Origin of the sequence: Thioclava sp. IC9 (genome assembly GCF_002213225.1) — a bacterium.
GTDB classification, from domain to species: Bacteria; Pseudomonadota; Alphaproteobacteria; order Rhodobacterales; family Rhodobacteraceae; genus Thioclava; species Thioclava nitratireducens.
On the sequence record NZ_NBNX01000001.1, the window covers coordinates 36235 to 50303 of the forward strand.

The 14069-nt window shown below is 63.7% G+C and carries 12 protein-coding genes; 11 read left to right on the forward strand and 1 reads right to left on the reverse strand.

The window, feature by feature from the left end; all coding sequences use genetic code 11:
* The first annotated feature begins 464 nt into the window (after positions 1–464).
* The 9 genes from B6V76_RS00195 (at position 465) to B6V76_RS00235 (ending at position 11421) form a co-directional block, all read left to right on the forward strand.
* Positions 465–1544 carry a LacI family DNA-binding transcriptional regulator gene (locus B6V76_RS00195; protein WP_088726360.1) on the forward strand — a complete coding sequence of 360 codons (1080 nt, stop codon included), beginning with the start codon at positions 465–467 and terminating at the stop codon, positions 1542–1544.
* A gap of 30 nt (positions 1545–1574) precedes the next feature.
* The gene (locus tag B6V76_RS00200; protein WP_088723274.1) at positions 1575–2936 is read left to right on the forward strand and encodes an extracellular solute-binding protein; all 1362 of its coding nucleotides are present in this window, start codon (positions 1575–1577) and stop codon (positions 2934–2936) included.
* Between the two features lie 81 nt (positions 2937–3017).
* Positions 3018–4253, forward strand: coding sequence for a sugar ABC transporter permease (locus tag B6V76_RS00205; RefSeq protein WP_088726361.1), 1236 nt, complete (start codon positions 3018–3020; stop codon positions 4251–4253).
* On the forward strand, positions 4250–5464 hold the full coding sequence (locus tag B6V76_RS00210; protein ID WP_088726362.1) for a carbohydrate ABC transporter permease: 1215 nt from the start codon (positions 4250–4252) through the stop codon (positions 5462–5464). Before B6V76_RS00205 ends, B6V76_RS00210 begins: the two co-directional genes overlap by 4 nt.
* A 3-nt stretch (positions 5465–5467) precedes the next feature.
* Positions 5468–6736 carry a hypothetical protein gene (locus B6V76_RS00215; RefSeq protein WP_233243052.1) on the forward strand — a complete coding sequence of 423 codons (1269 nt, stop codon included), beginning with the start codon at positions 5468–5470 and terminating at the stop codon, positions 6734–6736.
* Position 6737: 1 nt separating this feature from the next.
* Positions 6738–7781, forward strand: a complete 1044-nt coding sequence (locus tag B6V76_RS00220; protein WP_075777043.1) for an ABC transporter ATP-binding protein — start codon at positions 6738–6740, stop codon at positions 7779–7781.
* Positions 7782–8207: 426 nt separating this feature from the next.
* The gene (locus B6V76_RS00225; RefSeq protein ID WP_088718383.1) at positions 8208–9203 is read left to right on the forward strand and encodes an ABC transporter substrate-binding protein; all 996 of its coding nucleotides are present in this window, start codon (positions 8208–8210) and stop codon (positions 9201–9203) included.
* A gap of 114 nt (positions 9204–9317) precedes the next feature.
* Positions 9318–10361 (forward strand): ABC transporter permease subunit, encoded by a 1044-nt coding sequence (locus B6V76_RS00230; protein WP_075777045.1) that lies wholly within the window; start codon positions 9318–9320, stop codon positions 10359–10361.
* 10 nt (positions 10362–10371) lie between these two features.
* A complete protein-coding gene (locus tag B6V76_RS00235) occupies positions 10372–11421 on the forward strand; it encodes a betaine/proline/choline family ABC transporter ATP-binding protein (protein ID WP_075777046.1) in 1050 nt (349 codons plus the stop codon).
* 141 nt (positions 11422–11562) lie between these two features.
* On the opposite strand, the gene B6V76_RS00240 is transcribed toward B6V76_RS00235, so the two are convergent.
* Positions 11563–11979 carry a universal stress protein gene (locus tag B6V76_RS00240; RefSeq protein ID WP_075777047.1) on the reverse strand — a complete coding sequence of 139 codons (417 nt, stop codon included), beginning with the start codon at positions 11977–11979 and terminating at the stop codon, positions 11563–11565.
* Positions 11980–12574: 595 nt separating this feature from the next.
* Here B6V76_RS00240 and B6V76_RS00245 point away from each other — a divergent pair.
* Both B6V76_RS00245 and B6V76_RS00250 read left to right on the forward strand, forming a co-directional pair.
* Entirely contained in the window at positions 12575–13234 is a 660-nt protein-coding gene (locus B6V76_RS00245) for a response regulator transcription factor (RefSeq protein WP_088723276.1), read from the forward strand.
* Between the two features lie 16 nt (positions 13235–13250).
* On the forward strand, positions 13251–13886 hold the full coding sequence (locus B6V76_RS00250) for a response regulator transcription factor (protein ID WP_088718385.1): 636 nt from the start codon (positions 13251–13253) through the stop codon (positions 13884–13886).
* The last annotated feature ends 183 nt before the right edge of the window (positions 13887–14069 follow it).

Here is a 14069-nt window from a genome sequence, read left to right on the forward strand (position 1 = left end):
CGAAAATCTCGGGGGCGCGCTGGACTACCCTGTAAGACAACGGCCCGGAGCCGGGTTTGGTTCAGCCGCAAGGAGGAGAAAGCGGGGACACGCGACGTTGTCTTTTAGGTTTAAGGTCGCCTTGTAGGTGCCTGAAAGCGCTTGGTTTCGTGTTATTGGATCTGCACAGCTTTCCGACCTCAACACCAAGCTGTGATCGCTGGCTGGCGCACCGGTTCCACGGTCAGCTTTCGTCATCGACGAAAGGCAGGCACGTGAGCGGAACCTGCGGCGGCATACTCTCACTTTAAAGTCGCCTCCTAGGGTTTTGGTTTTGAATGATTTCTCGAAACCGGCGCGCCCCCAACCGAAATGATCCGCGACCGCGACGCCGCAGTGCGGCACACGGCGACTTGAGGCTGAAATCGCGTTTCGAAACCGGTTTCGGCTTTACGAAATCGGTTTCGGTAACCTAGTCTCTCGCCATGGAGGAGATTCGCGACACCGATAAGAAACCGTCCGAGCCGGCACCGCGCCGAGTTCGGATCTCTGACCTTGCGCAGGCGCTGGGGCTGACCAAGAGCACCGTGTCGCGCGCGCTCAACAACTATTCCGACATCTCGCCCGAAACCCGCGAACGCGTCGCGCGGGTGGCAGCCGAGATGGGCTACGCGCCGATGCCCTATGCGCAGGCGGTGCGTACGGGGCGGGTACGGGCGCTGGGGCTGGTGCTCGAACTGGACGCACCGGACCGCTACGGCCCGTTCCTTACGGATTTTCTGGGCGGGATCACGCAGGAAGCCTCGCTGGAAGGCTGGACCCTGACGATCGCCTCGTCGAATTCGCGCGAGGAGATGGAGGACACGGTCACGCGGCTTCTGCAGGAGCACAAGGTCGATGGTTTCATCCTGCCGCGAACGCAGGTCGTCGACCCGAGGGTGAAATTCCTGCAATCGAAACATGTGCCCTTCGTTCTGTTCGGCCGCACCGGTCACGGCAAGCCCGATCCGGGCCTGTCGTGGTTCGACGTCGATGGCGAGGGGGCGATGCGCGCCGCCGTCGCGCGTCTGGCGGGTTTCGGCCATCGCCGCATCGCCTTTGCCGGGTCGCATACGAGCTACAATTTCGCGCTGTTGCGCCGAGACGGCTACCGAAAGGGGCTGGAAGAGGCCGGATTGCCCTTCGATCCCGCGCTCGAGGTGATGGAGGTCTCGAACCGCGCGGAAGGGGCAGAGGCCGCGCGCCAGTTGCTCGATCTGGCCGAGCCCGCGACGGCGATCGTCTACTCCACCGACGCGACGGCGCTCGGCGCCTATGACGTGGCGCGCGAGCGGGGGCAGACGATCGGGCGCGATCTGTCGGTCATCTCCTATGACGGCATTCCCGAGGGCCGGATGATCGATCCGCCCCTCACGACATTCGCAGTCGACAGCCAGCATGCGGGCGCGCGTCTCGCGTCGCTGCTGATCGCGCAGCTCCGTGGTGCGCCGCCCGGTGAGCTGACGGAACTGGTGGCGGCGCAACTGGAACCGGGAGGCTCCGACGGGCCGCCCGTCGACCCATAAGAGTAACGCAATCTACCGGGAGGAAAGTAAATGAAATCGATACTTGGACATAAAACGGCGATGCTGATGGGCTCGACCGTGCTTGCGCTGATGGCGGGCGCCGTCGCGGTGCAGGCGCAGACGATCAAGTTCTGGACCACCGAGGAACAGCCCGAGCGTCTGGCCAAGCAGCAGCAGATGGCCGACGACTTCAAGGCCAAGACCGGCATCACCGTCGACGTGATCCCGGTCACCGAAAGCGACCTGAACCAGCGCGCGACCGCAGCCTTCGCGGCGGGGGACCTGCCCGACGTGATCTACACGCCGCTGCAGAACGTGCTGCCTTGGACCGATGCGGGCATTCTCGACACGCTGGCGAGCTCGGACGTGGTCGACAAGCTCGATCCGGCCACCTTCGCGCCCGGCGCGCTGAAGATGGTCGAGACCGATGGCGATTACGCCGCGGTGCCGGTCGATGGCTGGACGCAGATGATCCTCTACCGCAAGGATCTGTTCGACAAGGCGGGCCTCGCGCCGCCGACCGATTTCAAATCGATCGAGGCCGCGCTCGACAAGCTCAACGATCCGCCGAACATGTATGGTTTCGTCGCAGCGACCAAGGTCGACGACAACTACATGAGCCAGATTCTCGAGCAGATCTTCCTCGCCAACGGCGTCTCGCCGGTGGGGCCGGACGGCTTCAAGCCGCTCGACGAGAAGAAGACGGTCGAAGTGCTGAACTTCTACAAGAAGCTGGCCGATGCCTCCCCGCCCGGTGAGAACTACTGGAAGCAGTCGCGCGAGCTGTATTTCGCGGGCAAGGCGGCGATGATCATGTGGTCGCCCTTCATCCTCGACGAGCTGGCCGGCCTGCGTGACAGCGCCCCGCCGATGATCAACGACGATCCGACCTCGACCGAGCTGTCGAAGGATACCGGCGTCGTGACCAACCTCGCGGGCCCGTCGAACCCCGACGGTGCGAGCTGGGCGGACCTGCGTTATTTCACCATCACCGCCGACGCCGACACCGATGCGGCCGAGAAATTCGTCGATTACTCGATGAATGACGGCTACGAGCAGACGCTGTCGATCGCGCCCGAGGGCAAGTTCCCGACGCGTCGCGGCACCGACGCGGATCCGGAGAAGTTCACCAAGCTCTGGGCGACCCTGCCGGTGGGCGTGGATCGCAAGGCGCCGCTCAAGGATCTCTACGATCCGGCCGTGGTCGACGAGATCACCAAGGGTCTCGACACTGCACAGCGCTGGGGCGTGAAAGACGGGCAGCTCGCGCTGGCCTCGAAGATGCTCAACAGCCAGGTCATCAACCGGGTTGTGCGCGACTTCATCGACGGCAACATCTCGGCCGAGGATGCGGTCGCGAAGATGAACGACGAGCTGGGCAAGATCAACTGATCCGATCTCTGGCCGGGGCAGGGCGGTCACGCCTTGCCCCGGGGTCGAAGCCCGCTCTGACTGCATGGATTGGAGACTGTCATGACCGACATATCGCCGCCCAAGGGGCGCGGCGCGCTTGCCCGTCGCGAAGCGCGTCTCGCCTGGGGCCTGCTGTTCCCGACCATCGCGATCGTGGCGCTCGTCGTGATCGTGCCGCTGCTGGCGATCTTCTGGATCTCCGTGAAGCCGGTGACGTTGGGCGATCTGCGTCCGGCCGAGATCCGCACGCGGGTGGCGCTGCGCGAGCGGGGCGATCAGCCGCTTCTCGAGTTGCGCGTGATCAATCCGTCGGGCGAGCAGGAGATGACCAAGGCGGGGTTGAATGTGACCCTGCCCGAGGGCGTGACGCTGACCGGCGATCTGCCTCAGGGCTGCGCGATGGACGGGCAGGACCTGTCTTGCGATTTCGGCACGCTCGAACCCGGCGCGAACGAGCGGTTCCGCGTCGATGCGCAGGTGACCGGCGATACCCGCGCGGCAGAGCGCGCGATGCGTGACGCCGAGGTCACGGCGACCGGTCACGTCTCGAACGTTCTGACGAATTCCACCTTCACGCTCGACAACTTCCGCCGGCTCTTTTCGGGCAGCGAGTTCTGGAGCGTTCTGGGCATCACGCTGTTCTACACGGTCTTCGGCACGCTGGGTGCGCTGGTCGTGGGGCTGTTCGCGGCGCTGCTGCTCAACAAGAGCTTCCGCGGGCAGGGCATTCTGCGCGGGCTTTACCTGTTTCCCTATGTGGCCCCGGTGATCGCGGTGGCCTTCACCTGGATCACGCTCTTCGATCCCTATTCCGGCTCCGCCAACGCGCTGCTGGTGCAGATGGGCGTGAGCGAAGGCGCGATCAACTTCTTCGGGGCCAAGCCGCTCGCGCTCATCATGGTGACGGTGTTCGAGATCTGGCGCTATTTCCCGCTCTCGTTCCTTTTCATCCTCGCGCGGATGCAGAGCATCGACACGGATATGTACGAGGCGGCGGATATGGACGGGGCCTCGCCGTTCCAGAAATTCTGGTATCTCTCGATGCCGCAGCTGCTGGGGATCCTCTCGGTCCTGTTCCTGCTGCGCTTCATCTGGACCTTCAACAAGTTCGACGACATCTTCCTGCTCACCGGCGGCAATGCCGGCACGCGGGTCCTGACGGTCAATGTCTACGAACAGGCTTTCGCGGTGTCGAATATCGGTGCGGGTGCCGCGGTCGCCGTGGTGATCTTCGCCTGCCTTCTCGTCTTCTCGGGGCTGTTCTTCCGCACCATGAGCCGGGAGGAAGGGCTATGAAAATCCTGCACAAAGGCTATCTCACCGGGCCGATCATCGGAGCGCTCTGGGCGCTGGTCATGTCGGTCACGCTGGGGGTCGCGATTTCCTTCGCCACCGGGGCTGCGGCCAAGCCCGCTCTGATCGGCTCGCTGATCCTCGGGCTTGCGACCGGGTTTGCCCGCGTGCGCATCGCCAATCGATGGGCTGCGGATGCGGTGGCGGTGATCGTGGCGCTGGTGCTGATGGCGGTGGGCCTCGGCGCGCTGCAATTCGACGAAAGCTTCAACTTTGTCTGGCGCTTCGTCCTCAGCGTTGTGCTCGCGGGCACGGTGTCGGTCCCGCTCAACTCGATCCTGCGCGAGCTGCAATTCGGCGCGCTCACCCGCCACCAGTTCGAGGATGCGGTGATCCGCTTCCTGACCGGTTTCGGCTACATCTTCTTCACCGCGATCGTGGTCATCCCGTTCTACGTGATGGTCATGACCTCGATGAAGTCGCAGCAGCAGCTGATGCTCAACCCGCTCGATTTCTCGATCGACCTGAGCCGGGGCTGGCACCTGTTCGACAGCTATTACGAGCTGATGACGCGGTTCCATTTCGGCCGCTACCTCTGGACGAGCTTCTATGTCTCGGTGCTGACCGTGCTGCTGACGCTGCTGTTCTCGGTGCCCGGCGCCTATGCGGTGGCGCGGCTGCGCTTCCGTGGGCAGAAAGTGTTCTCGCGCGGTATCCTGCTGATCTACATGGTGCCGATGATCGTGCTCGCGCTGCCGATCTACATCGCCTACTCGATGGTGGGTCTGCGCAACTCGATCCTCGGGATCGTGATGATCTATCCGGTCACCACTATTCCCGTCGCGCTCTACATGCTGCAGGGCTATTTCCGCGGCCTCCCCGTCGAGGTCGAGGAGGCGGGGCTGATGGACGGGCTCTCGCGGCTCAAGGTGATCTGGAAGATCACACTGCCGCTGGCGCTGCCCGCGATGGCCTCGGTCGGGCTCTATGTCTTCATGATCGCGTGGAACGAGTTCCTGCTCGCCTTCATGCTGCTCGACGATCCCAGCAAATTCACCCTCACGCGAGGCATCGCCTCGCTCAACTCCTCCGAGATCCCGCGCCAGCACCTGATGGCGGGCGCCGTCATCGCGACGGTGCCGATCATGGCGCTGTTCCTCGGGCTCGAACGTTTCATGACCCGCGGCCTGACGGCCGGCGCGGTGAAAGGATAAGACATGATGACCGAAACTGTGGCCGCCACCGATTTCTCCGACCGGGACGCTGCGGCGCGCGAAATCCTCACGCAGAACGACCGGGGCGGCTATACCGTGCCGACCGATGGCCTCTATCCCTACCAGTGGAACTGGGACAGCGCCTTTGCGAGTCTCGGTTTCGCCGAATTCGACCTGGACCGCGCCTGGCAGGAAATCGAGACGCTGTTCACCGGGCAATGGGACAGCGGCATGGTCCCCCATATCATCTTCCACAAACCCGATCCGGGCTATTTCCCCGGTCCCGACGTCTGGGGTTGCAACGGGCCGATCGCGTCCTCGGGCATCACCCAGCCGCCCGTGGCACTCAGCTTCGCGACGCGGCTTCTGGCGGCCGATCCGGAGGCGGGGAAGGCGCGCTTCGCGGCCCTTTATCCGAAGATGCGCAAATGGGCAGAGTGGTTCCTGAAATGGCGCCGTGACGAGAAGGGCGCGATTTTCGTGATCCATCCATGGGAATCCGGCCGCGACAATGCGCCGGACTGGGACGACGCGATGAGCAAGATCGACCCGCAGGACGTGGGCTATTACGAGCGCCGCGACACCCAGCATGTCGACGCCTCGATGCGCCCGACGAAATACGATTACGACCGCTATATCTGGCTGGTGCAGCGCGCCAAGGCGCTGGATTGGGACGATGCCAAGGTCGCCGAGGACAACCCGTTCAAGGTGGCCGATCCGACCATGCATTTCATCCTGATGCGGGGCCTGCGCGACCTTCTGGCGGCAGGTGAGGCGCAGGATCTCGATACCGGCGACATGGCCGCGCAGCTGGCCGAACTGGAGGCCGGTGCTCAGGCGCTGTGGAACCCCGGCATGGGCTTCTACGACAGCTACAACTGCAACAACGGCATCTGGTCGAACGCGCTGAGCAACGCCTCCTTCCTGTGCTGGTTCGGCGGGCTCGACGCGCCGCAGATGGAGCAACACCTCGCCCGCGTGCTAGATGCCGCGCCCTATGGCGTGCCCTCGCTCGCGCCGTTCGATCCGCGCTTCGACGCGAAGCGCTACTGGCGCGGCCCGACCTGGGGGATGATGAACATGATGATCGGCGAGGGCGCCTCGGAACGGGGCGTCGCGCTTGGCGAAGAGGTCCGCAAGCGCACTCGCGAGGTGATCGGGCGCTACGGTTTCGTCGAGTATTTCGACCCGATGACGGGCGCGGCTGCGGGCGGCAAGGCATTCACCTGGACGGCGGCCGTCTGGCTCGCCTGGGCCGGCAAGGAGGGCTGACATGGGGTCGATCACGTTAAACGGTGTCGAGAAATGGTTCGGCGAGGTGCAGGTCATCAAGGGGATCGACCTCGAGATCAAGGATGGCGAATTCGTCGTCTTCGTGGGCCCGTCCGGCTGCGGCAAGTCCACGCTTCTGCGGATGATCGGCGGGCTCGAGGATACCTCGCGCGGGGCGATCGAGATCGACGGCGCGAATGTCACCGATCAGCCGCCCTCGAAGCGCGGCCTCGCGATGGTGTTCCAGTCCTACGCGCTCTACCCGCATATGTCGGTGGCCGAGAATATGGGCTTCTCGCTCAAGATGGCCGGGGCGCCGCAGGGCGAATGGCGCGCCAAGGTCGACGAGGCTGCGGACATCCTGAAACTGCAGAGCTTCCTCGACCGGCGGCCCAAGGACCTGTCTGGCGGCCAGCGTCAGCGCGTGGCGATCGGGCGCTCGATCGTGCGCGACCCGACCGCGTTCCTTTTCGACGAGCCGCTGTCGAACCTCGATGCGGCGCTGCGCGTGGAGATGCGGCTTGAGATCGCGCGGCTGCACCGCAATCTCAAGCGCACGATGATCTACGTCACCCATGACCAGGTCGAGGCGATGACGCTGGCGGACCGGATCGTGGTGCTGGAATATGGCAAGATCGCGCAGGTCGGCACCCCGCGCGAGCTTTACGAGAAGCCCGCGAACCTGTTCGTGGCGCAATTCATCGGCAGCCCGAAGATGAACGTGATGCCCTGCGCGGTCTCGGATGGCCGCTACAGCCTCGAAGGCGGGCGCAGCGGGGCCTGTCCCGCGCCGCAGACCACGCAGCTTGGTATCCGGCCCGAGCATATCTCGCTCGTGGCTGAGGGCGAGGGGCAATGCGACGGTCGCGTCGATGTGGTGGAATTCCTGGGCGCCGATACGTTCATCCTGTTCGATTGCGGACCGCTGGGCGCGATCAATGTGCGCGTCGCGGGCGATACCGACCTGCGCCCGGGCGATGTCTCTGGGTTGGCCTTCGAGGCCGACCGCACGGTGTTCTTCGACGCCGACGGCATGGCGGTCTGAAACCGCGCGCCCGGGCGCGCGTCCCGGGCCGCAGGGCAGGGCGCAGGCCTTAGCTCGCCGTTCAAAGGCACCGAAATCGGCAGTCCGATGCCTTTTGGCGATCGGGCTGTTGTACTGGCGGAAGGTCGGGCAAGCGGCGGCGTTTACATAATTTTTCTCAATAATCATTGGGTTCCGTGACGCTTTTCTCAAATTAATGTTACCGGCGGACGATTGCTGATCGGGGCCGTGGAGGCTAGGTTTTGCGGCAATCGTCGAGCGGGCGCATTCGCGTGCATTGCGCAACCTGATGGTCGACGATGGGCCGAGACGCTCCTCCGGGTGGGAAAACACGCCCGTGCGGGGAGGTCAGGCGGTCTCATCACGCGCAAAGCGAATGCGGTCCGACAACGATCGCAAACAATCCAACGGATGAGAGGAAAACACATGCGGAAGACGACACTTCTCGCGGTCGCCGGTGCGACTGCAATTGTGACCGGTTTTGCAGCTCAGACCGGGACTGCCCGCGCTGCCGAGCAGTGCGGCGACATCTCGATCGCCCAGATGAACTGGGCCGCTGCCGAGGTCACCACCAACATCGCGAAATTCATGCTGGACCAAGGCTACGGCTGTAACACCAGCCTGGTCAAATCCGACACCATCCCGGCCATCACCTCGATCGCCGAAAACGGCCGCCCCGACGTCGTCACCAACCTGTGGCTGAACTCGGCCGGCGACGCCTACAAGAAGCTCGAGAGCGAAGGCAAGATCAAGCGCGTCGCCAAGACGCTCCAGCCGGGCGGCGTCGAAGGCTGGTGGATCCCCACCTACCTCGCCAAGGAGCACCCCGAGCTGAAGACCATCGAGGGCGTGATGGCGCACCCCGACTGGGTCGGCGGCACGTTCAACAACTGCCCGGACGGCTGGGGTTGCCGCGTCGTGAGCGACAACCTGATCAAGGCGCTCGACCTCAAGAGCTCGGGCATCGAGGTGTTCAACCACGGCTCCGGCCAGACGCTCGCCTCGTCGATCGGTTCGGCCTTCGCCGACAAGAAGCCGTGGTTCGGCTACTACTGGGGCCCGACCGTGGTTATGGGCAACTATGACATGACCCGCGTCAAGCTTGGTGACTACGACAAGGCCAAGTTCGACAAGCTCCAGAACAAGGACACCAAGGATCCGCAGGTTTCCGACTTCCCGGCAGCGCCCGTGCTGACCTCGGTGACGAGCGACTTCGCGAAGACCCACCCGGCCGAGACCGAGTTCTTCTCGAAGATGAGCTTCAAGACCGACACCATGTCGAAACTGCTCGCGTGGCAGGACGAGAACAAGGCGTCGGGTGAAGAGACCGCGGTCTACTTCATCAAGAACTACCAGGACACCTGGAAGAACTGGCTCAACGCAGACGCCCAGAAGAAGCTTTCGAAGCTGATCGGCGGATGATCGTGACGCGCGCTTGATGCGCACACCTTGGACGGGGCCGAGGCAGGCCCCGTCCTTTTTCGATCCATCACGCAACAACATGGGGCGGGTCCTCCCCAATGACCCGGAAAACCAATGGCAGCTTACGAGAATTTCTTTAACGCCGTGGGGCTGAAGGACTGGTGCTCGGCTGGCGGTGACGGTGGCGGCGGCATGACGTCGATGGCCGACCTGATCGCACAGACCGACGGCACCACGACGCAAGGCCCCTCCCTGTGGAACTGGCCCTTTCCCTCGCTCGACGCCCTCAACAAGGCCTGCGCGGCGATCCCGCCCTCGCGCGACGTGACGCAGGGCCTCGAAGACGGATTTCTCGCGATCCGTGGCGGTCTGCGTGCCGTCGTCGACCCGCTGACACAGCCGCTGAGCTGGGCGCTGCGCGACATGCTCTGGATCATGACCAACACGCCGTGGTGGCTGATGGTGCCGATCCTGATGCTGATCACCTGGCTGGTGACGCGGTCCTGGAGACTTGTGGTCTTCGTGCTGGTCTCGATCGCCTTCCTCGCCTTCATCAACCATTACGACGCGGCGATGCAGACGCTGGCGATCATCTTCGTCTGTGCGTTCATATGCGTTCTCTTCGGCGTGCCCATAGGTATCGCGATGTCGCGGAGCGACAGGCTCCAGCGCACCGTGATCCCGATCCTCGACATGCTGCAGACGCTGCCGCCCTTCGTCTACCTGATCCCGCTGATCTTCCTGTTCTCGGTGACCGAGCCGAAGCTCTACGGTATCGCGATCATCCTCTACGCGATCGTGCCCGTGGTGCGCCTGACCGATCTCGGCATCCGACTGGTCGATCCCGACGTGATCGAGGCAGCCGACGCTTTCGGCATGACCAAGCGCCAGAAGCTGTTCGGCGTGCAGATCCCGCTCGCGCTGCCCAACATCATGGCCGGCGTGAACCAGACGATCATGATGAGCCTCGCAATGGTGGTGATCGCTTCGCTCGTCTCGGCCCCGGGTCTGGGCGTGCTCGTGCTGCGCGGTATCCGGTCGCTCGAACTGGGTGTTGGTCTCGTGGCGGGCTTCGGCATCGTGATCATCGCGATCCTGCTCGACCGCGTGACGAAAGCCTCGCTGGCGCGGATCGACACCAGCAAGAGCGGCAAGTGAGGAGACAGGCATGACCAAGGAAATCAAGGTCTCGATCCGACATCTCTACAAGATCTTCGGGTCGGATCCGCAAGCGGCGCTGGAAGACGTGAAGGCAGGCATGGGCAAGCCGGAACTGCTCGAGAAGCGCAACCACGTTCTCGGGCTCAGCGACATCAACGTGGACATGAAAGAGGGTGAGATCACCGTCATCATGGGGCTTTCGGGCTCGGGTAAATCCACGCTGATCCGGCACCTCAACCGGCTCATCGAGCCGACCGCGGGGGAGGTTCTCGTCAATGGCGAGAACATCCTCGACTATAACGAGGCGCAGCTGCGCAAGCTGCGGCGCGAGCGGATGTCGATGGTGTTCCAGAAATTCGCCCTTCTGCCCCACCGCACGGTGGCGGAGAATACGGCGATGGCGCTGGCCACCCGCGGCTTCCCGGCCTCGGACTATGTCGCGGAGGCCGAGAAATGGCTCGACCGTGTCGGGCTCGGGGGCTACGGGGACCACCACCCGCACCAGCTCTCGGGCGGGATGCAGCAGCGCGTGGGGATCGCCCGGGCGCTGGCGTCGAACTCGGACATCATGCTGATGGACGAAGCCTTCTCGGCGCTCGATCCGCTGATCCGGACCGACATGCAGGATCTGCTGCTCGAGCTTCAGGCCGAGCTGCACAAGACCATCATCTTCATCACCCACGATCTGGACGAGGCGCTCAAGCTCGCCGATCACCTGGTGATCCTGAATGACGGTCGGGTGGTCCAGCAGGGCGAACCGCAGGAGATCCTGCTCAACCCGGCAGATCCCTACATCGAGGACTTCGTGGCCGACATCAACCGCGCCCGCGTGCTGCGCGTGCGCTCGGTGATGGAGCGTGGCGCGCCGGAAGGCGAAATGTCGGGCGATATCGACGGCAACGACAACCTCGAGAGCGTCATCGCCAAGGCGGAAGGGGCGCTCGACCGCCGCTACCGCGTGATGATGGGGGGCGAGCCGGTGGGCAGCCTCACCATGCCCTCGATCATGCGCGCGCTGGTGCCCGCGCAATCCTCGGGCGAAACCGCCAAGAGGTAAGGAGAAAGGGATCCGCCCCTGTATTGGGGCGGATCCGACCCGCCGCGCGTCAGGCGCGGGCTTTTCCCAAATATAAGCGTGGGATGCCGCAGGAGCGGGGTGCGCGCTGCCCGGTGTGCTGTCGCATCCCGGCCCGTGTCCTTAGCTGCGCACGACGTAGACCGAGCACTCCGCATGGGTCACGACATGCGACGCCGTGGTGCCCAGCAGATAGTCCTTCACCTTCGGGTTGGCGGCTTCCATCACGATGAGGTCCACCTTGCGCTCGTCCGCCAGCTTGACGATCTGACGATGCACGGCGCCCTTGCGCACGACCATCTCGATCTCGGGCACCCCGCTGGCGGGATTGTCGTTGACGAACTTGCGCAGCTGCTGGCCCCAATAGGTATCGGAGTTGTAGATGTTGAGATTACGCTCGATCTCGGGCGCGATCGTCGCGACGATCAGCTTGGCTTGGCGCCGCCGCGCCATCTCGACGGCTTCCATGTAGGCATGATGTTCGACCTGGGCGTGGCGCAGGTTGATGGGGCAGAGGATGAGCTTTGTCTGGCGTGCCATGATGGCCTCCGGGAAGTTCGAGGCGGAAAATGAACCTCGTGGCGACCGGGCGCGTACCCGGATTGAAACAGCCTCGCCCCTACGACGAATTCCGGAGCTCGAAATGGGCATAAGCGTCACTCCGATGTCGCGCAGCGACATAGGCGCCCGCAAAGAGCGCCACAGTGCATTCAGGCCCCGTGCGTATCGCCGCGAAGGCCTCGCAACGACGCTGCCGCGCGAGCATGCGGGAAGGAGACTTTCACACGCGTCCGTGCACAGTCTCTTTTGGGCCTCGCTTTCGACGTGTGTTTTGACGCGATGGGGCTGGTTTCGGACGAGGCGCCTCAACGAGAAATCGCGACGATAGCAGGGGAACTCGGTTGAGTTTCGGGAATTAATACAACCATAACGGTAGTCACAAAATCTTCAGGCGATAACGCGCCGACAGCCATGAAACGAACTTTGCCAACAATATCCGAACCTTCGCGAAAGTCGGCGGCAGGTTCCCGCTGAGCGCTCGAAAAGACCGTCAGTCGTGATGGAACTAACCCGCAAAGCACCTGTTAACGGACCGTAAATTCGCTGTTAACCGAAGTGAGCGGGAGAACTCAACATGGCCAACTTCACGAACGCAACCGAAACCCCCCGTGTTCTGTTCATCGACGACAACGCCATTCTCGCAGATGCTGTGGAGCGGAGTTTCGCTGCGGATGGAAGCATCGCGGTTGTCAGCGAATGCAAAGATGTTCCCTCCGCATTGACCTCGAAGGACGTCCCGATGGAGACCTGCGACGTGGTCGTGTTCGACCCGAGCCAGACCTCTGCGGACCCTGCCGAGACCCTGAGCGCCGTCCGCGAGGCCGCCGGTCCGGTCGCCGCAATCGCCTACCTGCCGGAAACTGCACTCGAGATCGCGCGCCAGTGTCTCCAGTCGGATTACGACGGCGTCGTTTCCCGCAGCGGCAATATCGAAATGCTCATCGACGCGGTTTTCTCGGTCTCCATGGGAAGTCTGTATGTCGACGGGTGCTATGCCGAAGCGCGCAGCGATTCCAGCGCGCCCATTCTGGTCGGCACCGAAGCCCTCACCAGCCGGGAGCGGGAGGTCGTGCGCGGGCTCGTCGACGGCAAAAGCTGTCGCGCGATCGGAAACGACCTTCTGATCAGCGGCAAGACCGTCGAGACGCATAAGTACCGCGCCCTGTCAAAGATGGGTCTCACATGCGCGCGCGAACTCGAAACCTTTGCGCGCCGCAACGCCTGGGCGGTGTAACCGGGTCTAGTGGAAGATGCGAAGCGTTAGTCCGATCCGGATCGGCGTGGCCGACCAAAGTCCGATTTTCGCGTCAGCGGTGCTCGACCTCGCGGCGTCGACATTCGACGACACGGGGACGCATGGCGACGCGCTTTCTGCCACCGACATAGAACGCCTGCGCGATCCCGACTGGGATGTTCTCCTTATCGATCCGCAGTTTACACCGAACCTTGAAGATCTGGTCCCGCAGATGCTGGCCGCCTGTCCCTCGCTGGCGCTGATCGCCGTTGCGTCGCAGCCGACAAAGGAGCTTGTCAGCTTCTGCATGCGGATCGGCTTCAGCTCCGTCGTGGCGAAATCGATCTCGGGCCCCGCGCTGATGCGGGTGATCCGCGTCACCCTTGCGGGCGGAAGCCTGGTCGACCGCGGTCTTTCGCGCTCCGCCGAGGGCGAGATGCCGGGCCCCACCGAGGGCAAGGCGCTGACCGAGCGCGAGGAATATGTGCTGCGGCTCTGGGCCAAAGGCTATTCCAACAGCGATATCGCGGACCAGATCGGCCTCAGCCGAAAGACCGTCGACAGCCACCGCGCGCGTGGCATGAACAAGCTTGGCCTCGCGGACCGGCCCGCGCTGATCCGGATGGCGAGCGCGCGGGGCTGGCTCGTCTGAGCCCGTCCGACCTCCCGGGTGGGTTTTTGCCCTACACGGGGGGTCAGGAAGCTCCCGACCCCTTTCCGAAATTCCTCCGCTCTTCGCCCGTATTCCCGACTGAAAGGGCTGCGAATCTTCCTTTATCCCTTGGGTCGAACCGGGCGGTACCCCTGCCCATTACACGTTTCGATTCGCCCGTTT